We start from the raw sequence: 19,886 nt of genomic DNA on the forward strand, positions 1-19,886 counted from the left end.
CCTTCACGCACAGCCTGTTACAGGATCGCGATCACCAGTACCGTCGCCGGCCGGGTAGCGCTCCGTCACCGCTCCACAACCTTTGATCCAGATCCGCGATCTGGACCCAGGTGGACGACGAGGACGGCGCCGCCTGCGTACGGGTGCGCGAGGGCGGCGAGGTGACCGACCGGATCGAGCTCGACCGGGCCTGCTTCGCCTCCGCCCTCGGCGGGCCCGACGGCCGGACGCTGTTCATGACGGTCGCGGTGTTCCCGGGCGTCGAGCGGATGGCGGAGATGTTCGCCGCCCGCACGGGCGAGGTCCGGACCGCCGCGGTGGCCGTCCCGGGGATCGGCTGAGCCGGTTCTCCGGCGGGGGCCCGCGCCGGCCGGTCAGCGGAAGTCGGCCTGGAACAGGTCGGCGCAGGTCTCCAGGAAGTCGCCCCAGTCGCCGTTCACGTTGCCGGTCAGCGTGTGCGTGCCCTGGCGGTCGCCCATCGCGTACGTCATCGACCCCTGGATGAACCCGCCCCCGCCCCAGAGCGTGACCCCGGACGGGAAATGCTGGGAGTAGACGCCGAGCCCGTACCGGGTGCCGGGCACCCAGTCGGCGCCCTCGGTGGACACGGTGGTGAACATCTCCTCCTGCTGCTGCGGCGGGAGCAGGTGCCCGCCCAGCAGGGCGGTCAGGAAGCGGTGCAGGTCGGCCGTGGTCGAGACCATGCCCCCGGCGGCCCAGGCCCAGGACAGGTCGGCGTCGGTCACGTCATGGCGGCCGACCTCCTGGCCCGTCTCGTCCTGGCCGGAGTAGTGGCGGGCGTGCGGGTCGCGCAGCCCTTCGCCGGCCGCGGGCAGGTACGTCCCGGTCAGCCCCAGCGGGCCCGCGACGCGGCGGTCGATCTCCTCGGCGAGCGTCGAACCGGACACCGCCTCGACGATCATCCCGGCGAGGTTGTAGTTGACCTTCGAGTAGACGAACCGCCTCCCCGGCTCACCCACGGGCGGGTTCTCCTGGCCGGGGAGTGCGTCCGGCAGGCCGCTGGTGTGGTTGAGCAGCAGCCTCGGGGTGATGCGGCCGGCGTCGGCGCCGGGGAAGTACTGCTCGACGACGCCGGGCAGCCAGGTGGTCACCGGCGCGTCCAGGGCCAGCCTGCCGTCGGCCGCCAGGCCGAGCACGACCGTCCCGACGAACGCCTTGGTGAAGCTGCCGATGCGGAAGTGCTCCCCGGGCGTGCGGGGGCGACCGGTCTCCAGGTCGGCCACGCCCGCGGCGCCGAACCACGGCGGCTCGCGGCCGTCCCGGACCTCGGCCACGATCCCGGGCCCGCGATCGTCGGCCGCCAGCCGGTCGAGCACCCGCCGCAATCTCGGACGGCCAGCTTGAACCATGGGCATGTTGCCTCCAGCGACAGGAAGGGGATTCGCGAACGCAAGCAACCGTAGTTGACTATCGGCAGACAGTCAATCACGGTTGCTTACTGCGGGCGCGGGAGGCTCCGCCGGAGGCCAGGGAGGGTCAGGCGTCGCGGCGGGCCGAGGCGATCAGCCGCATCAGCGCCGCGTGCAGGTCCTGGAGCTCGTCGAGGTCCATGCCGAGCCGGGCGACGACGGCCGGCGGGATCTTCTCCGCCTCGACCCTGAGCTGCCGGCCGGCGGGCGTCAGGGTGACGGCCAGGACACGCTCGTCCTTGCTGTTGCGCTCGCGGTGGACGTAGCCCAGCGCCTCCAGCCGTTTGAGCAGCGGGGACAGCGTGCCGGGGTCGAGTTGCAGGAGCTCGCCCAGCTCCTTGACCGACAGCGGCTCGTGCTGCCAGAGCGCCAGCATCACCAGGTACTGCGGGTGGGTGAGCCCGAAGGGTTGCAGGAGCGGCCGGTAGAGGCCGATCACGCTGCGCGAGGCGATGCTGAGCGCGAAGCACACCTGCCGGTCGAGCGCCAGCAGGTCTGTCGCCTCTGTCACAGGCTCCATGCGTGTACGCCTCCGATGCCGTCTGGTAACTTACTTTGTGTACAAACTAATAGCCTGCAAATCGATGCCACACAAATCGTACCCGTGGCCGGGCCGCCGAAAGAGGGACACCTCATGTTTCACCGCAAGCCGCTGGAGGAGCGCATCGCCGAGCGCCAGGCGAAGCTGCCTCCGCTGAAGGAGGGCAAGCACTTCGAGCACGGCCCGGCCAAGTTCGTGTTCGTCACGCTGCTCGTCGTGGTGGTGGTCACGCACCTCGTCGGCCTGGCCATCGTGATGCACTTCGCCTGATCTGCCGGGAACATCCCCGAGGCGGTCGCCGTTACATGCTTCGTGGCCGGTGTGCCCAGTGTCCCCGGGCCTCACCTATCGCCTTCGCGGACTACCGTTCGGCTGGAGCCGCGTTGCGCCCTTCGCCGAGAGGCGACACGCGCACCGGTACGCACGCGTTGAGGGCCCCCCGCCCGTCCCGGCGGGGGGCCCTCGCGCGCGTCAGGGGCTGGCGGCCGGGCTCAAGTACGGGGCCAGGGGCGGCCGGCCAGGCGTTCGATGTCGGTGTTGAAGCGCCTGAGGTAGGCGGCGAAGGCCGCGACGTCCTCCGGCGTCCAGTCGGCCATCACCTTCTCCAGGCCGCTGACGTTCCTCTCGCGCTCCTCGACGAGGCTCCGCTCGCCGTCCGGGGTGAGGCGGAACTTGCGGGCGATGCCGCCCCCGGGGTCGGGGATTCGTTCGACGAGACCGGCGCGCAGGAGGGCGGAGGTGTGCCGGTTGAGGGTGGAGGCGTCCAGGCCGAAGGCGTCGCTGAGCTGCCCGATGGACATCGGGCCCGAGCTGTGCAGCCGCCTGAGCAGGAGGTGGGCACTACGGTCGTAGTGCCGGTGCCGACCGAGCAGCATCGTCTCGAACTCGATGAGATGTGTGGGCTTTTCCATCCCAATCCCCCCTTTCGCGAGGTATGTGCACCTTACATGAATTGTGTACATAACACATGATGTGTAGCGTGCACATCCTTCGACGACGGGAGAACAACGTGGGGGCTCCACATCCACCGCCCGCCCCGGCGGCATCGTCAGCGTGATGGCGGTGGCCTCGATCGCGCTGATGAGCTCGTCCATGGGCATCGGCGGGGCGCTGGGCCTGCCGATCTCGGCCGCGGTCGCCGAGTACGCGAGCTGGCGGGTGCTGTTCTGGGGCTCGGCCGTGCTGAGCGTGCTGATCGCGGTGCTGATCCGGCTGCTGGTGCCGCCCACTCCCCCGCTCCCCCGCGAGGGCCGGTCGATGCTGGCCGCCGGGCTGTGGATGGCTCCCTCGGGCCTGATGATGATGCTGGTCTCGCCGCTCGGCGCCCGGCTGTCGGCGGCCCGCGGCCCCAAGGTCACCCTGATCGCCGGCAGCCTGGTCATGGCGGTCGGGTACGGCTCCTCGATGGGGCTGCTGGGCTCGGCCTGGGGCATGCTGGTCGTCACCTGCGTCTGCAGCCTTGGCGTCGGCCTGGCCTACGGGGCGATGCCCGCCCTGATCATGGGCGCGGTGCCCCGGTCGGAGACCGCCGCGGCCAACAGCTTCAACACGCTGATGCGCTCGATCGGGACGACGGTCTCGGCCGCGGTCGTCGGCGCGATCCTGTCGCAGATGACGATCCGCCTGGGCGCGCACACGCTGCCTTCGGAGGCCGGCTTCCGCATCGGGATGCTGGTCGGCTGCGGGGCGGCACTGGCCGCGGCGGCCGTCACCATGGCGCTGCCCGCCCGTCCCGGCGGCCGGGCGGCCGGGGAGGAGGCCGCCGCGCCGGCCTCACCCGCCCGCCGCTGACGGCGGGACGGGGCCGGCCTCCGCGACCGATCGCCGGGATCGATCCTCGCGACCGATCGCCGCGGCCGCGGCGGTTCGGACGGCTCAGCCGGTGAGGTCGCTCTTGTAGAAGACGGTCGCCCGGAACTCGTCGGGACTGCCGCTGATCTTGCTGGAGAAGCCGAACGCCAGGCGCGGCCCGTCCGGCGATCGCCAGATCGCCATTCCCTGAGGCTCGCGGCCGGGCAGGGACTCGCCCGCTCTCGTCCGGTAGACCTCCTCGACCGAGGCCCCGGCCTTGTTCATGTCGAGACGGACCAGGTAGGAGGGCTTGGCCGGGTCCGAGGGCCTGGCGGGCGGGCCGCCGTAGGAGAGGTACACGTACTGGCCGTACGAGGTCACGCCCTGGAAGTGGTCGGATTCGGACAGGCCGAGCTGGGCGTTGGTCGGCAGAGCGCGCTTGGTGAGGGCGGGAGTGGTGTCGCTGATGCCCTTGCCGAGGACGGCGGAAAGGTCGAACATCGCCAGGCGCCACGGGCTCGTCGTTCCCATGTACCGGACGAGCAACCGGTTGGTGTAGGGGTCGATCGAGGGTCTCGGACAGTCCCGGAAGTCGGAGAGGCCGATCGGGAAGTTCCGAACCCCCGCGTCCTTGTAGTCGAGCGCGCCCCCGTCCCTGTACTTGACGCGGCAGATCGTGTGGCTGTTCGGGGCCGTGCCGGAGGACAGGCTCCTCCAGTCGCCCGCGAGCCAGATATATGGTGATTCGTCCGTGTCCGGCTGGATCGCCATCGACGAGCCGTGATCGAACCCGTGCAGCGCCATGGCGCCCAGCACCTTGCCGTGCAGGTCGGTCCTGGTCACCCAGAGGTCGCCGTTCGTGCTGCCGACCTTGGTCTGCACGAAGTAGATGTGCCCGTGGACGTGGTCGAAGGCGAAGGACTGCATCGCCCAGTAAGGCTGGTGGAGTGTGGCCCGTACGACGGGGTCGCCGCCGGCCCCTTCGAAGACGAAACGCTGCGATGCCGGGACGGTCGCGTACGCCGGTTCGGTCGCGAGCAGCGAGAGGCCGCCGCCCGCGGCGGCGGCCGCCACCCCCGCCCCGGTTCGCAGGAGCGCGCGACGGCTCACGGCAGACGTTCCGCTGATGTGGGGATTTTCACGCAAGTGCATCACCCTGCTGGTCGTTCGGCCATTGTGGTGGATCATGATCAACCTAGCGGTCAGACCGAGGAACGGGGACAGAGACTGCGATCGAACGAGCGGAGCGGCTCCGGCCTTGAATTTCCTACACTATTGGTAGGAAAGTTAGGCAATAGCGGTTCTCGTCTCTGGGAGGAAGACAGTGCCCTTGCCTGATTTCCTGATCGCGGGAGTGCCCAAAGCGGGGACGACGGCGCTGCACACCGCGCTGCACCCGCATCCCGACCTGTTCCTGTCGCCCATCAAGGAGCCGAAGTTCTTCCTCACCGACGGGCCACCGCCCGTCCGGGGCGGACCGGGCGACGCCGAGACCTACCGGGAACACGTCTGGCGGCGCGCGGACTACGAAGCGCTGTTCGCCGCCGCTCCCCCCGGCACGCTCGCCGGCGAGTCCACCCCCTTCTACCTGTACGACCTGGACGCCCAGCGGCGCATCCGCGAGACGATCCCGCACGTCCGGCTCATCGTCAGCCTGCGCGACCCGGTCGAGCGCGCCCACTCCAACTGGACCCACCTATGGTCGGCCGGCCTGGAGCCGATCGGCGACCTGGTCCGTGCCTGCGAGGCCGAGCCGGAGCGGGTCGCGGCCGGATGGGCGCACTTCTGGCACTACACCGGACTCGGACGGTACGGCGGGCAGCTCGCCCACCTGTTCACCCTGTTCCCCCGCGACCAGGTGCTGATCTTCCGCTACCGGGACATCGTGGACCGGCCGGCCGAGACCCTGGACCGCATCTGCGGCTTCCTCGGCGTACGGCAGGGCCTGCTCAGCGGCGTCCCGAGGGAGAACGTGACCGCGCACCCGGACCCCGGCGCGCGGCACGCGCTGCTGTCCACCCTGCGCCGCACCCTGCCCGCGCCCCTGTCCGGGCCGTTGGAGCGGCTGCTGCAGCGCAGCGGCCGGGCCCGCCGGCCGCTGGAGTGGGAGCAGCGGCAGCTGCTGATCCGCCACTTCGCGCCGGACGTCGAGCTGCTCCAGCAGATCACCGGCGAGGACTTCAGCGACTGGCTGCGGCCTCGGGAGCGTTCGGGTGGCCTGGTCGGCAGCCGGCCGCCCGGCCAGCGGCAGGCCAGGAACGGCCGCGCCCCCTGACCGGAGCCGGACGGGCCGTGGTCGGGGACGGGCTCAGTGGGCGGGGCCAGCGGGCTGGGTCAGGGGGCTGGGCGCAGTTCCGTGCGCAGGTCGTGGGCGCCGTCGGCGCGGGTGTACTCGTAGTAGAGCCGCAGGCGGCCGTCCGGCAGGTCCACGAAGTTCAGGTAGCGCAGGCCCCCGCCGTGGTGCGGCGACATGGCGGCGGGCCGGTCGCCCAGGGCCGTCAGCGCGTCGGGGTCGGCGCCCACGGCGACGCCGGTGCGCTCCTCGTAGTTCTCCCCGGCGCCGGCCCGGCCGTCGTAGAAGGCCACGACCCGGTCGCCGTCGAAGCGCACCGCGCTGATCCGGACGCCGCGCGCGTCCCACAGGCCGGGACGGCCGGCCAGGGCGGTGCCGTGCCAGGTCCAGTCGAGGCCGTCGGCGCTGGTGGCGTAGTCGGTCACCATCTGGTCGGCCTCGTCGGGGTCGGCCAGCGGGTGGCAGGAGGCCCACAGGTGCCACACGTCGCCGCGCCGCATGATCACGGTGTCCTTGACCCCGGTCTTGGGGTCGCCGGGCAGCACGGTCGTGCGGGTGCGCGGGTCGAACGCGGCGGGGTCGTCGGCCTCCACGACCTCCACCCGCCAGTGCTTGGTGCCCGGCGTGGCGCAGCTCAGGTACAGCCGCCAGCGTCCCTCGGGGGTGCGGACCAGAGCGGGCCGCTCCAGCGACTCGGCGTCCATCTCCTCGCGGGTGATCGTCGTCAGCGGCTCGAAACGCTCGCCGTCGGACGAGCGGGCGACCACGACGGCGTACCCGCGGCCCTCGCCGACCGGGCGGCGCAGGCGGTAGGCGAGGTAGATCAGCCCGTCCGCGGCGACGGCGCTCGGCGCCCCGGCCCAATGGCCGTGCGCCGGGACCGGCGGCTCGACCGCCACGACGGCGCGGCCGGGATCGGGCAGCAGGGCGTTCTCGTCGATCGGCATGGAACCGAGGCTAGGCCAGGACGTGGAGCCGGACATGGCTGCTTACCTCTCCTTGGGATTATCCTTATTACCTATAGACTTTATGGGGTTATGGCCGTCCGCCGCATGTCCGGCACGCCGGAAGGACCGCGCTTCTCGGCCCGCTCGTGGCAGCCGTCCGGCGCGCGAGGGCGGCGCGATCTCGCGTCGTGGGCGGCGTCCAGAAGCGGTCGTCCTCGGTGTCCGGGGGCGGGGGGCGGGGGGCGGGGGGCGGGTGGGCGTCGATGAATATGCTGGGTGGATGTCGACCCCTGAGTTCGTCCTCGCGTTGCGGGAGAAGATCGGCACGGAGCCGCTGTGGTTGTCCGGGGTGACCGCGGTCGTGCTGCGCGAGGCTCAGGTGCTGCTGGTCCGCCGCGCCGACACCGGCGCCTGGACGCCGGTGACCGGCATCATCGACCCGGGCGAGCAACCGGCCGACGCCGCGTTGCGCGAGGTCGCCGAGGAGACCGGCGTACGGGCCGTCGCGGAACGGCTGGCCCTGGTGCACGTCACGCGCGAGGTCACCTACCCCAACGGTGACCGGGCCCGCTACCTGGACCTGGTGTTCCGCTGCCGCTGGGCGTCCGGCGACCCGTACCCGGCGGACGGCGAGAACAGCGAGGCCCGCTGGTTCCCGTTGCGAGCTCTGCCGGATCTGTCCCCTGAGATGCGCGCCCGCCTCGACGCCGCCCTCACCGACGACCCGGCCGCCCGCTTCCACACCACCGACCACTGACCGCCCACCCTCTTCGGCGAGGTTCCGGGGGCGGCGTGGCGGGGGTGGCGGCGCGCCTGCTCTACCACACGCCCCTGAAGCGGCTCCTGCTCACGCCCGAGCAGGGCGCCGACACCCTGTTCTGGCTGGCCACCTCGCAGCCGGGCGCCGACTGCTCCCCCGGCGGCCACTACGAGAAGCGCCGCCCCTCGGCCGTCCACCGCCTGGCGGACGACCCCGGCCTGGCACGCCGTCTCTGGGACCGCAGCCAGGCCCTCGTCGCAACCGCCTGACCGCTCTCGCGCCACCCCTTCGCGGCGCGCCGCGCCCTCAACGGCACGGGACTTGCGTGGTTGGTCACCCCGTCATGCCGGTGTTAGGTCCGTGGCGGCATCCTGGAGTCCCGGAAAGGAGAACGATGCCGCCACGTCCCAGGTTGCCCGCTCGCACGGCCAGGCTGCGCTTCACCGTCCTGTACGGCGGGCTGTTCCTGGCCTCCGGCGCGGGCCTGCTGGTCCTGGTCAACCTCGCCGGCATGCCGCTGTCGCGGACCGAGCCCGCGCCGTGGCCTTCCGGCGACGGGACGACCCTCGCCGCCGCACAGCAGCACATCGCCCTGCTCCAGGCCCAGCTCGCCGACGTGCACGCGACCCAGTCGCGCCAGCTCCTGGCCGGGTCGGTGCTCGCGCTGGCCGTCATGGCCGTGGTGTCGGTCGTACTCGGGCGGGTGGTCGCGGGCCGGGTGCTGCGCCCGCTGCGCACGATCACCGCCGCCACGCGCCGCATCTCCGCCGACAACCTGCACGAACGCCTGGCCGTGCCGGGCCCGGCCGACGAGGTCAAGGACCTGGCCGACACCATCGACGGCCTGCTCGCCCGCCTGGAGGGCGCCTTCGCCGCGCAACGCCGGTTCGTCGCCGACGCCTCGCACGAGCTGCGCACCCCGCTGGCCACGATGCGGGCGCGGCTGGACGTGGCCGTGGCCAAGCCGGAGCCCGTACCGGCGCAGACGCTGACGCTGGCCGACCGGCTGCGTACCGACCTCGACCAGGTCGACCGCCTCCTGGAGAGCCTGCTCGCCCTGGCCCGCGCCCAGCACGGCAGCCTGCCCGACGCCGCCGCGATCGCGCTCGGCGACCTGGCGGCCCGCACCCTCGACGCCCGCGCCGCCGACCTCGCGGCCCGGCGACTCACCCTGGACGGCGAGGGCGTCCAGGACGAGGTCCGGACGTGGGGAAGCGTGGCGCTGGTCACCCGGATGGTGTACAACCTGATCGACAACGCGATCGTGCACAACCAGGACGGCGGCTGGATCAGGGTCGAGGCCACGTCCGACGGCCGGTGGGCGCGCCTGGTCGTGGAGTCCGGCGGCGACCGGCTCGACCCGGCGCAGGTGGCGCGGCTGGGGCGGCCGTTCCAGCGGCTCGGCGCGGACCGTACCGGATCGCAGGACGGCTCGGGGCTCGGCCTGTCGATCGTCGCGGCCGTCGCTCAGGCGCACGGCGGCGGCCTCGACCTGGCCGCCCGCCCCGAGGGCGGGCTGCGCGCCACCGTGCGGCTGCCGGCATGAGGGTGCTGGTGGTGGAGGACGCGCGGGCGCTGGCCGCCGTGCTCGCCGAGGGCCTGCGCGACCAGGGCATGGCCGTGGACGTCGCCCACGACGGCCTGGAGGCGGCGGCCAAGCTCGACCTCAACCCCTACGACGTGGTGCTGCTCGACCGCGACCTGCCGGGCATCCACGGCGACACGCTCTGTCAGATGGTCACCGACCAGGACGAACGCCCCATGGTCCTGATGCTGACCGCGGCCGGGTCGCCCGGCGACCGGGTGAGCGGGCTGACCCTGGGCGCCGACGACTATCTGGCCAAGCCCTTCCACTTCCCCGAACTGGTCCTGCGGGTACGGGCCCTGGCGCGCCGCAGGCCCACCGCCCGGCCGCGTACGCTGCGCGGGGCCGGGATCGAGCTCGACCCGCTGCGGCACACCGTCACCCGGGACGGCCGCCCGCTGGAGCTGTCGGTCAAGGAGTTCGCCGTGCTGGAGGCGCTGCTGCGCGCGTCGCCCGGCTTCCTGAGCACCGAGGCCCTGCTCGAACAGGTCTGGGACGAGCACGCCGACCCGTTCACCAACACCGTGACCGTCACCGTCGGCCGCCTGCGCCGCAAACTGGGCGATCCTCCGGTGATCACCACCCGGCCGGGCGTCGGCTACCGGATCGGCTGACGGGTCCTCCGGCGCGTCCCGGATGCTCCGGCTCGACATCAGACCAGGGGCTGATGCGCGGCGGCGTCCCGTCTGCGATCGTGAGGCGTGAGATCGGCCGGGCGCATGCCCCGGCGGCCGTCGCCCACGTGACGAGGCCCGGTGACCAGGCAGGAGGAGACGCCATGATCAGATTCGGCTATGCCGACACCCCGCTCGGCCAGATCCACCACGCCTCGTGCGGCACGGGCGAGCCGGTGCTCCTGCTGCACCAGACACCCCGCTCATGGGACGAGTACCGCGAGGTGCTGCCCCTGCTCGGCCGCACCCGGCGGGCCGTCGCCATGGACACGCTCGGCTTCGGCAACTCCGCCCGCCCGCCCGAGCACTCGATCGAGACCTACGCCGCCGGGGTGTTAGCCCTGATGGACGCCCTCGGCCTGCCGCGAGCCGCCCTGGCCGGGCACCACACGGGCGGCGTCATCGCGGTCGAGACGGCGGCGCGCGCCCCCGAACGGGTCACCGCCCTGGTGCTGTCGTCCACGCCGATGATCGACCCCGAGGGCCGGCGGCGCCGCGCGGGCCGTCCCTCCATCGACGCCGTGCGCGAACAGTCCGACGGCTCCCATCTGGGCGAGCTGTGGAGCCGGCGGGCCCCCTACTACCCGTGGCCACTGCTGACCCGTTTCGTGCGCGACGCGCTGACCGTCCTGCCGGAGGTGGAGAGCGGGCACGAGGCGGTGGCCGCGTACCGGATGGAGGAACGGGTCGGGCTGGTCCGCTGCCCGGTGCTGGTCGTGGGCGCCACCGACGACCCCTTCGCCTTCCCCGAGCTGGAACGCCTGGCCGCCGCCCTTCCCCACAGCACCCGGGCGGTGGTGAAGGGCGGCGTGATCCCGCTGGAACATCAGGCGGCGGAGTTCGCGGCACTCGTCCAGGAGTTCCTCGACGGCCAGCCCGCAGAGACCGGCTGAGGAGGTCTCGAACGGCCAGACCGCAGAGACCGGCCGAGGGGGCTCGAACGGCCAGACCGCAGAGACCGGCCGAGGGGCTCGAACGGCCAGACCGCAGAGACCGGCCGAGGGGGCTCGACGGTCAGGCCGCAAGGGTCGGTCGCGTGGGCGCGGTCGGGTCGTCGGGGGTCAGAGAGGGGGGCGGGAGGTGGCCGGGTCGGGGGCCAGGGGCGGGCCGGGTGGGGTCTGCCAGGTCGCCAGGAAGTCCTCGGCCAGCGCGCACGCCCCTTCGTACGGGCCCTCCGGATGGGCGAGAGCGGCGGCGGTGAGATCGGCGACGCGCCGCTCCACCAGGGCCTGGAGCCCGTCGACGTCGGAGACCGCCCCCGCACGCTCGGCGAGGTACCCGATCGTGGCCCCCGCACCGCAGACGAAGTCCGCCAGCGTCATCACGCCCCGCTCCCCCAGCGTCCGCAGCCCCTCTCCGGTGTAGGGCACGTTCGCGGCCGGCGCGACCAGGCCGGCCCGCACCGCCGCCGCCCGCCGCGCCGACAGGACGCCGGTGCGCGCCCCGGGGACCAGCACGTCGGCGGCCACCTCGTACAACGCCTCCGGCGGCAGCACGGGCAGGCCGAGCCGGGTCACGCACGCGTCGCCGTGCCCGACACGCAGCTCCTCCAGGGCGGCGGCGTCCAGCCCGGCGGGGTCGCTCACGCACCCGTGCAGGGTGGACAGGGCGACGAGGCGCGCACCGCGCCGCGCCGCCTCCCGCACCACGGCGCTGCCCACCTTGCCGAAGCCCTCCACCGCCACCGTCCGCCCGGCCAGCCCGCCGAGCGCCGTCTCGGCGGCGACGACCACGCCCAGCCCGGTCACGACGGTGTCCACCAGCTCGCCGCCGAGCTCCCCGTGCATGACCGAGTCGGCCCGGTACCCGGGCAGCGGCGCGAAGTCCCGCGTCCGCGTGCCCAGGTCCGAGGAGGTGAGGAAGGCGCCCTTCTCGACCAGCGGCGCGACCTCCCGGCAGAAGCGCGCCACCGTGCCCGCCCGGTCGCCGGACGAGGCCCGCAGCACCGCCTTGGCCCCGCCGATCCGCTCGCCGAGCACGGCCAGCTTGTACGTCATCGCCCGCGCCAGCAGCCCCGCCTCCTCGCGGGTGACGTCCGGCGCCAGCCGGGTGCCACCCGCGCTGACCTGGCAGTCCAGGTCGAAAGCGATGCAGCCGTCCACCGAGACGAGCTCCATGATCCTCATCCGCGCTCCCCGCGTCCGTGCGAACCGTGCCTGCCGCCCAATCTCGACGCCGCCCGGCCGCCTGTCCATGGGTCAGGGAGCGTTGTATCCCAAGATGTACGAACCGGACCCGGAGTAGGAGTGCACCCGATACCGGTAGTACCCGGCCGCGCCGGTGTAGGTGAGCGTCTCGCCGGCTCCCGATCCGGCGCTCTGGGCGACCGTCGCCCACGTAGACCCGTTCCAGCGCTGCAGGTACAGGTCGTAGTCGGCGCCGGACGGGCCGTCCAGGCACGCCTGGTGCGGGCCGGTGACGGTGGTCTGCAGGTACCCGCCGTCGGGCTGGTACTGCTCGGCCCCGGAGGCCAGCGTCCCGCTCTTGGTGGTCTCGTAGCCCGAGCAGCCGCCCGCGGCGGCCACGGAGAGGGTGAAGGCGGCCGAATGGGTGGCGGCCGGGCCCGTGGCGGTCACCGTGATCTGGTACACGCCCCCGGGCGTCTGCGCGGACGTCGAGATCGTCATGACGGACGTGCCGCCCGACTGGACGGAGGGCGGCGCGAACGTCGCGGCGGCGCCCGACGGCAGCCCGGCGGCGAAGAACTGCATCTGCTGGGGCCCGCCGCGCGTGACGGAGGTGCTGATGGTGCTCGTGACCGACCCGCCCGGCGTCGCGCCGCCGCTCGGGGGCGCGAGCGACATCGCGAAGTCGTCGTCGCCGCCGGTCGGCGGGGTGTTGTCGATCATTCCGGAGATCTCGTTGTACACCTCGGTGATGCGCGTCCCCCAGTTGGGGCAGCCGCCGAGGTGGTGCAGCGCGATCACCTTGTGGCTGGAGGCGGCGATCACCGGGGAGCCGGAGTTCCCGCCGGAGGTGTCGCAGCGGTAGCCGGTGTTGACGCCCGACGACACCACGTCGATCTTGCAGGCGGCCCCGCCCTGCGTGTCCTCGTACAGGGACAGGCGCTTGGGCAGGGTGTCGCCGTGGCCGGGGATGTAGATGCGCTCGCCCGCCACGGGGGTGCGCGGATCGAGGTACAGGGTGCCGAACGACTGGATCGCGGCGAAGTCGGCGACGCTGAAGAGCGTGTAGTCGAGCGCTTCGAGCGCGCTGGTCTTCAGGAACTGCCCGCCGCCGACCTTCGTCCCCGCGCCGGGGTTGTTCCCGCCGCAGGTCGCGCAGTCGTAGTCGAACTGGAACTCGCTGGCGCTCAGGTCGGCGGCGCTCTCCATGCAGTGGTGGTTGGTCAGCATGCGGTTGGTGTTGCCGACCCGCCAGGCCGTGCAGTAGCCGAGGCCGTTGAGGAGCTGGCGGGCCACGGCGCGGCTGCGCGCGTACTCGGTGGGGTTGCTGTCCTTGTAGCAGACCACGTCCCGGCGCGCGTCGGTGCCGCACACGCTGAACGCTTTGGGCGCCAGGGCCGCGGCCTCCTGGGCGGTGTAGCCGCGGAAGTACCGGTCGATGCGTACGCCAAAGCCCTGCCGGGCCAGCCGGACGGCGTCACGCGGCCCTGAGGCGTGCAGGGTGACCACCGCCGTGTCGCCGTCCACGGAGAGCGCGGCGAACCCGGGGACGCCGTGCAGCGTGTACCCGGAGCCGGTGGGGTAGCGCCCGCGGGTGGGGTCGCCGTAGTAGGTGTGGATCTCGCGGCCGTCCGGCGCGGCGACGGTGACGTAGTCGCCCGGGACGAGGGTGAGCGCGGCGAAGTGCACCTTGATGTAGCGGGAGCCGGGCCGGGTGACGCGCGTGCTCCAGCTCCGTCCGGCGCCGCCGTAGGGCAGGGACAGGTCGGCGAGGACCTCCTCGCCGGCCGGTGAGACCCGGCTGTCGGTCTGCGTCCGCTGGGGTAGGGCGGCGGGGGCCTGCGCGAGGGCGGGGGCCGGGGTCACCGGCGCGAGGACGGCCAGTACGGCGATCAACGCCGTGGCCGCCGCTCTCCATCGGGAAGGACTCATGCGGGGGGACACCTCCACGTGAGGGGTGACCGAAGCAGGCCGCCGGTCGCCGGGTGCCGGGCCCGGTCCGGGCGTGTAGGCCGCGCCGGCGGAGAGGGCAGGCGATTCCGGCGAACAGGCGGCCCGCCGTGGTGGGGGGTGGCCAGAGGGTAACTCCGCACCCCATCCGTACCGTTATCGGTAGTGATACCGATATTTCGCGTTATCGACCCAAATCCTGAAGAACGTCCCTACGGTCCGCACCCTCGTCTCGATCGATGTCCAAAATTCTTGACACGATGTCCGCTTTCTTTTACGTTCACCATGTCTACTTTCTTTGACATGGAGACCTGCCTTGAAGGCCATCACCCGTCACGTCTACGGCCCCCCGGCCCTCACCGACCTCGACCGTCCCGCCCCGGGCCCCGGCGAAGCGCTCCTGCGCGTCCACGCCGCCTGCCTCGACCACGGCGTCTGGCACCTCGGCGCCGGGCTGCCCTACCCCGTCCGCCTCGCCACCGGGCTGCGCCGCCCGCGCTCGCCCCTCCTCGGCCGCGACGTCGCCGGGTCCGTCGAGGCCGTCGGTCCCGGCGTCACCGGCCTCGCGGCCGGCGACGAGGTCTTCGGCGTCTGCGACGGCGCGCTCGCCGAGCAGGCCGTCGCCCGCGCCGACCGTCTCGTCCCCAAACCGGCCGGCCTGTCGTTCGAGGCCGCCGCCGCCGTCCCGACCAGCGGCCTGACCGCGCTCCAGGCGTTGCGCGACCACGCCCGCCTCCGCCCGGGGCAGCGCGTCCTGGTCATCGGCGCGGGCGGCGGGGTGGGCACGTTCGCCGTCCAGCTCGCCAAGGCGTACGGCGCGCACGTCACCGGCGTCTGCGGCCCCGGCAAGGCCGACCTCGTCCGCTCACTCGGCGCGGACGAGGTCCTCGACTACACCCGCGAGGACCCGACCACCGGCCCCGGCCGCTACGACGTCGTCCTCGACACCGCGGGCAACCGTCCCCTGCCGGACCTGCGGCGCGTGCTCACCCGCCGGGGCACGCTCGTGATCGTCGGCGGCGAGAACGCCTCCGGCCGCTGGCTGCACGGCACCGGCCGGCAGCTCCGGGCGACGGCGCTGTCACCGTTCGTCCGGCACACCCTGCGCGCCCCCATCGCCAGGACCGACCCGCGGGACCTGCGCCACCTGGCCGGCCTCGCCGCGACCGGCGAGCTCACCCCCGTGGTCGGCAGGGCCTTCCCGCTCGCCGACTTCCCCGACGCGATGGACCACCTCCGGTCGGGCCACGTGACAGGCAAGATCATCATGGTCATGCCCGGCGCGAACTAGATCACCAGTCCCCCGCGGGCACGCGGGCGTTGCGCAGCGGTTCGCCCACGCCCTCGGCGGGCGCCGCCCACGACACCGCGTTGGCCAGGATCCGCCGCACGCCCGGCTGGTGGAAGACCGGGTAGTTCTGGTCGCCGGGGCTGAAGTAGAAGACGCGCCCCTTGCCGCGCCGGTAGCAGCAGCCGCTGCGGAACACCTCGCCCCCGGAGAAGGAGCTGACGAACACCAGCTCGTCGGGCGCCGGCACCCCGAACGGCTCGCCGTAGGTCTCCTGCTCGGGGATGACCAGCGGCTGCGGCACGCCCGCCGCGATCGGATGGGCCGGCTCCACCGTCCAGACCAGCTCGCGGTCGGCGGTGTCGCGCCAGTTGACCGTGCAGGTGGTGCCCATGAGGGCGCGGAAGACCTTGGAGTAGTGGCCCGAGTGCAGTACCAGCAGTCCCATCCCGGCCCAGACACGCTCACACACCCGCGCCACGACCTCCTCGCCGACCTCCTCGTGCGCCGCGTGCCCCCACCAGGTGAGCACGTCGGTGCCGGACAGCGTCGCGGCGTCGAGGCCGTGCTCGGGGTCCTGCAAGGTCGCGGTGCGCACGCGCACCCGCTCCCCCAGGTGCTCGCGCAGGCCGTCGGCGATCGCGCCGTGCATGCCGCCGGGATAGCGGCGGCGCACCTCCTCCTCCCGCTGCTCGTGTACGTTCTCGCCCCAGACGGTCACGTTGATGCTCACGCGCGATGCTCTCCCTCCGGACCTGCCGCACCTGCCGTCCGGTCCCTACCCGCCCGGCACCCCGGTCACAGCCCCGCGGCACCCGACGGGTGAGGCGGACGGGCGGAAAATGTCTCGCGGAAGGAAGGAGGGTTTGGGTAGGTTCGCCAGTGACCATGGAAGTCATGCCAAGCCCCGCGCAGGCCGACCTCGCGCCGGACGGCCGTCCGGTCGAGATCGCCTGCGACGAGTCCGGCGCGGAGGGCGAGAAGCTCGTCGGCGGCAACACCGACGTGTTCGCCCACGCCGGCGTCTCCCTCGACTGGGCCGCCGCGGCCGACTGCGTACGGGAGCTGCGGCTGCGGGCGCCCTCACCGGTCACCGAGTACAAGGCCGAACACGTGCTGCGCGAGAAGAACCGGGCCACCCTGGTCTGGCTGCTCGGCCCGTCGGGCCCGATCCTCGGACGGGCGCGCGTGCACCTGACCGACAAGGCGTACTTCGCCGTGAGCAAGCTGACCGACCTGCTCACCGGCCACCACTCCAGCCTCGGCCTGGACCAGGACGAACGGTCGGCGGCCATGGCCGTCACCCTCTACCGGCAGGGCCGCCGCGCCTTCGGCCCCGGACGCTGGACGACCTTCCTCGACGCCTTCAACCACCTGCTCAGAACCAGGAACGGCCGCGGCCCGGAGGTCTCCGCCGACTCGGTCTTCGAACTGGTCGCCGCCCTGCGCACGACCCCCGGCCCGGCCGGCGAGATCATGGACGAGCTGTGGGCCGCCAGGCCGCTCGTGGACGCCTTCACCACCCGCCCGCTCGACGCCCCCCACGTCTTCCCCGCCCTCGACCCGCTGATCCCGGCCATCGCGCACGCGGTCGCGCTCTGGGGCGCGGGCGGCCGGCCCGTCTCCGTCGTGCACGACCGGCAGACGACGCTGACCGAGGAGCGCATCGAGCGGCTGCGGCTGCTGCTGGCCCGGCCGGGCCGCCCCGCGGGCCCGCTGGTGCTGACGAGCCTGACGCTGGTCGCCTCGCACCTCGACCCCCGCGTCCAGGTGGCCGACATCGTGGCCGGCGTGGCGCGCAAGATCGCCTCAGAGGAGCTCAACGGCCGCGGCGACCCCGAGCTGACCGGCCTGCTGCGCCCGTACGTCGACCTCTCGTCGGTCTGGCCGGACGAGCGCAGCCGGGCCGCGCTGATCCCGGGTCAGCCGAGCCAGGCGCGGGCCTCGGCGGCGGCCTCCGGGCCGAGCACCGGCTGGGAGTAGACCTCGATCAGCGTGCGCATCAGCAGGCGCTCGCCCTCCGGCGTGGACAGGTCGGCACCCATGCCACGGCAGACGTGCGGGTACAGGACCGTGACCGACAGCGCCATCGCGGCCATCACGGCCGCCCGCGCCCGCGGCGGCACGTCCGGCGGGTCGGGCCGGTCCCGGTCGGCGGCGGCCAGCCAGCGCTCCCCGATCCGGGTCATCTCGTCGAACAGCGCTGAGGCCCAGCCCTCGGTCAGCGCCCGCGCCAGGTAGGCGCGGTAGGGGCCGAGGGCGGCCACCGGGTTGAAACCGGCCGGCGGGCTGCCGGCGGCCTCGGCGTTGAGCCGGCGCACCGTCTTCATCAGGTGCTCGTCGCACGCCTCGCGCAGCGCCTGCTTGGAGCCGAAATGGTGGCGGACCAGGCCGAGCGAGACCCCCGCCGACTCGGCGATGTCGCGGATCGTGGCCCGCTCGAACCCGTGCTCGCCGATGTGCCGGATCGCGGCGTCGCGGATGCGGGCCCGCGCGGTGAGGTCCTCCGGATCCTGGACTGTTGTCATCACACCACCGATTCGTACAGCGGACTGTTCACCGGAAAAGCATCCTATACCGGCGTGCAGTACTGCCCGGCCCCGGCCGCGCGGGACCGGCCGCCGACGACTACGCTCCTGCCCTGTGCCGACGTTCGAACTGCCCCTGCGCCTGGACACCACGATCCGCCCCTACGACTGGGGTTCCGTCACCGCCATGCCCGAGCTGTTCGGCACCGAGCCGACCGGCCGCCCGCAGGCCGAACTCTGGATGGGCGCCCACCCCGCCGAGCCGTCGATCGCCGGCGGCGTGCCCCTCGACCGGCTCATCGCGGGCGACCCCGTCGCCGCCCTCGGCGCGCCGGCCGTCGCCAGGTTCGGGCCCGCGCTGCCGTACCTGCTGAAGGTGCTCGCGGTCGCCCGGCCGCTGTCGCTCCAGGTCCACCCCACGATCGCGCAGGCCGAGGCCGGGTTCGCCGCCGAGGAGGCGCGCGGCGTCCCGATCGGCGACCCGGCCCGCACCTACAAGGACCGCTCGCACAAGCCCGAGATGGTCTGCGCGATCACGCCCTTCCACGGGCTGTGCGGCTTCCGTTCCCCCGTCGTCACCGCCGGGCTGCTCGCCCGGCTCGGCGTGCCCGGCCTCCAGCCGTGGATCGACGTGCTCGCCGTCCGGCCCGCCGGTGAGGCCCTTCGCACGGTCTTCGCGCAGATGCTCGACGACGCCTCCGCGCCGCTGCGCGCCCAGGTCGAACGCGCCCTCGCCGGCAGCTCCGACCCCGAGCTGGCCCCGTACGCCGAGATAGCAGCGGCCTGCCCCGGCGACCCCGGGGTGGTGGCCGCCCTCCTGCTCAACCACGTCGAGCTGCTGCCCGGCCAGGCCCTCTACCTCGGCGCCGGCGTGCCGCACGCCTACCTGGGCGGCCTCGGCGTGGAGATCATGGCCAGCTCCGACAACGTCCTGCGCTGCGGGCTGACCACCAAGCACGTCGACGCGCCCGAGCTGATGCGGGTGGTCGACTTCACGCCCGCCGAGCCGCACCTGGTCGAGCCCGAGCGTCCCGCCTCCGGCGAGCGGCGCTATCTGCCTCCGGCCCCCGAGTTCGCCCTCACGCGTTACGAGCTGGCCGGGGCCGCCTCCTTCGAGCTGCCCGGCGGGCTGCCCAGGATCGTGTTGTGCCTGGAAGGCGAGGCCCGGCTCGGCGAGCTGGCGCTGCGGCCGGGCGAGTCGGCGTTCGTCCCGGCCGTGGTGGCCGCGGGGTTGTCCGGCAAGGGCGTGGCGTACGTGGCCCAGCCGGGCGCCTTTACGATGTAGATCCGTACGACGGCGACATTTCGGCCGCCGGTTGAACGTCGCCTTCCTAGGCTCCCCTCATGAACACGGCAACCCTCGGCCACGTCGCCATCGAACCCAGCATCCTCTACTTCGGCACCCCGGTCGTGCTGCTGACCACGGAGAACCCGGACGGCTCCACCAACCTGGCCCCGATGTCGTCGGCCTGGGCGCTCGGCCGGACCGTCGTGCTCGGCCTCGGCGCCGACGGGCAGACCGCCCGCAACCTGGCCGGCCGGCCCGACCTGGTGATCAACCTGCCGGCCCCGCACCTGTGGCCGCAGGTGGAACGCCTGGCGCCGCTCACCGGACGCGACCCGGTACCGGACACCAAGGCGGCCGGCTGCCGGTTCGAGCCCGACAAGTTCGGCGCGGCGGGCCTTCGTCCCGAGCCGTCGCAGACCGTACGGCCGCCGCGCGTGGCCGAGTGCCCCCTCCAGTTCGAGGCCGTGGCGGCGCGGATCGTGCCGAACGAGTCCGGGGACTTCGTCATCGTCGAGGCCGTCGTGCGCAAGGTGCACGCCGACCCGCGCATCGTCGTCCCCGGCACGCATCACGTGGACCCGTCCGCGTGGAGCCCGCTGCTGTACAACTTCCGCCACTACTTCGGCCTCGGGCCGGAGCTCGGCCACTCCTACCGCTCGCAGACGCCGTCCCCGGCCTGAGACGC

Annotated in this window: 22 protein-coding genes; 13 read left to right on the top strand and 9 right to left on the bottom strand. The window is 73.2% G+C overall.

Annotation, left to right across the window (positions count from 1 at the left end):
* Nucleotides 1-110: 110 nt before the first annotated feature.
* On the top strand, nt 111-341 hold the full coding sequence (locus ACIHAD_RS33860) for a hypothetical protein (RefSeq protein WP_397358776.1): 231 nt from the start codon (nt 111-113) through the stop codon (nt 339-341).
* A 33-nt stretch (nt 342-374) separates the two neighbouring features.
* On the opposite strand, the gene ACIHAD_RS33865 is transcribed toward ACIHAD_RS33860, so the two are convergent.
* Both ACIHAD_RS33865 and ACIHAD_RS33870 read right to left on the bottom strand, forming a co-directional pair.
* On the bottom strand, nt 375-1,376 hold the full coding sequence (locus ACIHAD_RS33865) for a serine hydrolase domain-containing protein (protein WP_397358777.1): 1,002 nt from the start codon (nt 1,374-1,376) through the stop codon (nt 375-377).
* Between the two features lie 121 nt (nt 1,377-1,497).
* On the bottom strand, nt 1,498-1,950 hold the full coding sequence (locus tag ACIHAD_RS33870) for a MarR family winged helix-turn-helix transcriptional regulator (RefSeq protein WP_397358778.1): 453 nt from the start codon (nt 1,948-1,950) through the stop codon (nt 1,498-1,500).
* A gap of 114 nt (nt 1,951-2,064) precedes the next feature.
* On the opposite strand from ACIHAD_RS33870, the gene ACIHAD_RS33875 reads away from it, so the two are divergent.
* Nucleotides 2,065-2,241 carry a hypothetical protein gene (locus ACIHAD_RS33875; protein WP_189650423.1) on the top strand — a complete coding sequence of 59 codons (177 nt, stop codon included), beginning with the start codon at nt 2,065-2,067 and terminating at the stop codon, nt 2,239-2,241.
* A gap of 221 nt (nt 2,242-2,462) precedes the next feature.
* Here ACIHAD_RS33875 and ACIHAD_RS33880 read toward each other — a convergent pair whose 3' ends face one another.
* On the bottom strand, nt 2,463-2,882 hold the full coding sequence (locus tag ACIHAD_RS33880) for a MarR family winged helix-turn-helix transcriptional regulator (protein WP_397358779.1): 420 nt from the start codon (nt 2,880-2,882) through the stop codon (nt 2,463-2,465).
* 145 nt (nt 2,883-3,027) lie between these two features.
* Between ACIHAD_RS33880 and ACIHAD_RS33885 the strand changes: the two genes are divergently transcribed.
* Nucleotides 3,028-3,762 carry an MFS transporter gene (locus ACIHAD_RS33885; protein WP_397358780.1) on the top strand — a complete coding sequence of 245 codons (735 nt, stop codon included), beginning with the start codon at nt 3,028-3,030 and terminating at the stop codon, nt 3,760-3,762.
* Between the two features lie 84 nt (nt 3,763-3,846).
* Here the strand turns inward: ACIHAD_RS33885 and ACIHAD_RS33890 are convergent, their stop codons facing one another.
* Nucleotides 3,847-4,872 carry a hypothetical protein gene (locus tag ACIHAD_RS33890; RefSeq protein ID WP_397358781.1) on the bottom strand — a complete coding sequence of 342 codons (1,026 nt, stop codon included), beginning with the start codon at nt 4,870-4,872 and terminating at the stop codon, nt 3,847-3,849.
* A gap of 214 nt (nt 4,873-5,086) precedes the next feature.
* Between ACIHAD_RS33890 and ACIHAD_RS33895 the strand changes: the two genes are divergently transcribed.
* On the top strand, nt 5,087-6,037 hold the full coding sequence (locus ACIHAD_RS33895) for a sulfotransferase family protein (RefSeq protein WP_397358782.1): 951 nt from the start codon (nt 5,087-5,089) through the stop codon (nt 6,035-6,037).
* Between the two features lie 59 nt (nt 6,038-6,096).
* Here the strand turns inward: ACIHAD_RS33895 and ACIHAD_RS33900 are convergent, their stop codons facing one another.
* Nucleotides 6,097-7,002: a hypothetical protein gene (locus ACIHAD_RS33900; RefSeq protein WP_397358783.1), complete on the bottom strand. Its 906-nt coding sequence runs from the start codon at nt 7,000-7,002 to the stop codon at nt 6,097-6,099.
* A gap of 280 nt (nt 7,003-7,282) precedes the next feature.
* On the opposite strand from ACIHAD_RS33900, the gene ACIHAD_RS33905 reads away from it, so the two are divergent.
* The 5 genes from ACIHAD_RS33905 (at nt 7,283) to ACIHAD_RS33925 (ending at nt 10,914) form a co-directional block, all read left to right on the top strand.
* Complete coding sequence (locus ACIHAD_RS33905) at nt 7,283-7,759, top strand: NUDIX hydrolase (protein WP_397358784.1); 477 nt, start codon at nt 7,283-7,285, stop codon at nt 7,757-7,759.
* Nucleotides 7,760-7,794: 35 nt separating this feature from the next.
* Nucleotides 7,795-8,031, top strand: a complete 237-nt coding sequence (locus ACIHAD_RS33910) for a hypothetical protein (protein WP_397358785.1) — start codon at nt 7,795-7,797, stop codon at nt 8,029-8,031.
* 125 nt (nt 8,032-8,156) lie between these two features.
* Complete coding sequence (locus ACIHAD_RS33915; RefSeq protein ID WP_397358786.1) at nt 8,157-9,308, top strand: sensor histidine kinase; 1,152 nt, start codon at nt 8,157-8,159, stop codon at nt 9,306-9,308.
* Nucleotides 9,305-9,961 carry a response regulator transcription factor gene (locus tag ACIHAD_RS33920; protein ID WP_397358787.1) on the top strand — a complete coding sequence of 219 codons (657 nt, stop codon included), beginning with the start codon at nt 9,305-9,307 and terminating at the stop codon, nt 9,959-9,961. Before ACIHAD_RS33915 ends, ACIHAD_RS33920 begins: the two co-directional genes overlap by 4 nt.
* Before the next feature lie 164 nt (nt 9,962-10,125).
* Nucleotides 10,126-10,914 carry an alpha/beta fold hydrolase gene (locus tag ACIHAD_RS33925; RefSeq protein WP_397358788.1) on the top strand — a complete coding sequence of 263 codons (789 nt, stop codon included), beginning with the start codon at nt 10,126-10,128 and terminating at the stop codon, nt 10,912-10,914.
* A gap of 168 nt (nt 10,915-11,082) precedes the next feature.
* Here ACIHAD_RS33925 and ACIHAD_RS33930 read toward each other — a convergent pair whose 3' ends face one another.
* A complete protein-coding gene (locus ACIHAD_RS33930; protein WP_397358789.1) occupies nt 11,083-12,147 on the bottom strand; it encodes a Glu/Leu/Phe/Val dehydrogenase dimerization domain-containing protein in 1,065 nt (354 codons plus the stop codon).
* A gap of 72 nt (nt 12,148-12,219) precedes the next feature.
* The gene (locus tag ACIHAD_RS33935; RefSeq protein ID WP_397358790.1) at nt 12,220-14,079 is read right to left on the bottom strand and encodes a trypsin-like peptidase domain-containing protein; all 1,860 of its coding nucleotides are present in this window, start codon (nt 14,077-14,079) and stop codon (nt 12,220-12,222) included.
* 334 nt (nt 14,080-14,413) lie between these two features.
* On the opposite strand from ACIHAD_RS33935, the gene ACIHAD_RS33940 reads away from it, so the two are divergent.
* The gene (locus ACIHAD_RS33940; protein ID WP_397358791.1) at nt 14,414-15,388 is read left to right on the top strand and encodes an NAD(P)-dependent alcohol dehydrogenase; all 975 of its coding nucleotides are present in this window, start codon (nt 14,414-14,416) and stop codon (nt 15,386-15,388) included.
* A 1-nt stretch (nt 15,389) separates the two neighbouring features.
* Here ACIHAD_RS33940 and ACIHAD_RS33945 read toward each other — a convergent pair whose 3' ends face one another.
* Nucleotides 15,390-16,118 (bottom strand): ThuA domain-containing protein, encoded by a 729-nt coding sequence (locus ACIHAD_RS33945; RefSeq protein ID WP_397358792.1) that lies wholly within the window; start codon nt 16,116-16,118, stop codon nt 15,390-15,392.
* 164 nt (nt 16,119-16,282) lie between these two features.
* Between ACIHAD_RS33945 and ACIHAD_RS33950 the strand changes: the two genes are divergently transcribed.
* On the top strand, nt 16,283-17,368 hold the full coding sequence (locus ACIHAD_RS33950) for a hypothetical protein (protein ID WP_397358793.1): 1,086 nt from the start codon (nt 16,283-16,285) through the stop codon (nt 17,366-17,368).
* Here the strand turns inward: ACIHAD_RS33950 and ACIHAD_RS33955 are convergent.
* The gene (locus ACIHAD_RS33955) at nt 17,308-17,913 is read right to left on the bottom strand and encodes a TetR/AcrR family transcriptional regulator (protein ID WP_397358794.1); all 606 of its coding nucleotides are present in this window, start codon (nt 17,911-17,913) and stop codon (nt 17,308-17,310) included. The two genes, ACIHAD_RS33950 and ACIHAD_RS33955, sit on opposite strands and share 61 nt — an antisense overlap.
* A gap of 115 nt (nt 17,914-18,028) precedes the next feature.
* Here ACIHAD_RS33955 and manA point away from each other — a divergent pair, with 115 nt between their 5' ends.
* Both manA and ACIHAD_RS33965 read left to right on the top strand, forming a co-directional pair.
* Nucleotides 18,029-19,198, top strand: coding sequence for a mannose-6-phosphate isomerase, class I (gene manA, locus ACIHAD_RS33960; RefSeq protein ID WP_397358795.1), 1,170 nt, complete (start codon nt 18,029-18,031; stop codon nt 19,196-19,198).
* Between the two features lie 59 nt (nt 19,199-19,257).
* The gene (locus ACIHAD_RS33965) at nt 19,258-19,881 is read left to right on the top strand and encodes a flavin reductase family protein (protein ID WP_397358796.1); all 624 of its coding nucleotides are present in this window, start codon (nt 19,258-19,260) and stop codon (nt 19,879-19,881) included.
* Nucleotides 19,882-19,886: the final 5 nt, after the last annotated feature.

The sequence above is a fragment of the Nonomuraea sp. NPDC052265 genome, from assembly GCF_044547985.1.
GTDB lineage: Bacteria > Actinomycetota > Actinomycetes > Streptosporangiales > Streptosporangiaceae > Nonomuraea.

Excerpts from the sequence above, each read along its gene's own strand:
- ACIHAD_RS33920 (WP_397358787.1), top strand. The coding sequence starts at position 9,305 with ATGAGGGTGCTGGTGGTGGAGGACGCGCGGGCGCTGGCCGCCGTGCTC.
- ACIHAD_RS33925 (WP_397358788.1), top strand. The coding sequence starts at position 10,126 with ATGATCAGATTCGGCTATGCCGACACCCCGCTCGGCCAGATCCACCAC.
- ACIHAD_RS33900 (WP_397358783.1), bottom strand. The coding sequence starts at position 7,002 with ATGCCGATCGACGAGAACGCCCTGCTGCCCGATCCCGGCCGCGCCGTC.
- ACIHAD_RS33955 (WP_397358794.1), bottom strand. The coding sequence starts at position 17,913 with ATGACAACAGTCCAGGATCCGGAGGACCTCACCGCGCGGGCCCGCATC.
- ACIHAD_RS33915 (WP_397358786.1), top strand. The coding sequence starts at position 8,157 with ATGCCGCCACGTCCCAGGTTGCCCGCTCGCACGGCCAGGCTGCGCTTC.
- ACIHAD_RS33905 (WP_397358784.1), top strand. The coding sequence starts at position 7,283 with ATGTCGACCCCTGAGTTCGTCCTCGCGTTGCGGGAGAAGATCGGCACG.
- ACIHAD_RS33865 (WP_397358777.1), bottom strand. The coding sequence starts at position 1,376 with ATGCCCATGGTTCAAGCTGGCCGTCCGAGATTGCGGCGGGTGCTCGAC.
- ACIHAD_RS33935 (WP_397358790.1), bottom strand. The coding sequence starts at position 14,079 with ATGAGTCCTTCCCGATGGAGAGCGGCGGCCACGGCGTTGATCGCCGTA.
- ACIHAD_RS33950 (WP_397358793.1), top strand. The coding sequence starts at position 16,283 with ATGCCAAGCCCCGCGCAGGCCGACCTCGCGCCGGACGGCCGTCCGGTC.
- ACIHAD_RS33885 (WP_397358780.1), top strand. The coding sequence starts at position 3,028 with ATGGCGGTGGCCTCGATCGCGCTGATGAGCTCGTCCATGGGCATCGGC.
- ACIHAD_RS33880 (WP_397358779.1), bottom strand. The coding sequence starts at position 2,882 with ATGGAAAAGCCCACACATCTCATCGAGTTCGAGACGATGCTGCTCGGT.
- ACIHAD_RS33870 (WP_397358778.1), bottom strand. The coding sequence starts at position 1,950 with ATGGAGCCTGTGACAGAGGCGACAGACCTGCTGGCGCTCGACCGGCAG.
- ACIHAD_RS33965 (WP_397358796.1), top strand. The coding sequence starts at position 19,258 with ATGAACACGGCAACCCTCGGCCACGTCGCCATCGAACCCAGCATCCTC.
- ACIHAD_RS33930 (WP_397358789.1), bottom strand. The coding sequence starts at position 12,147 with ATGAGGATCATGGAGCTCGTCTCGGTGGACGGCTGCATCGCTTTCGAC.
- ACIHAD_RS33875 (WP_189650423.1), top strand. The coding sequence starts at position 2,065 with ATGTTTCACCGCAAGCCGCTGGAGGAGCGCATCGCCGAGCGCCAGGCG.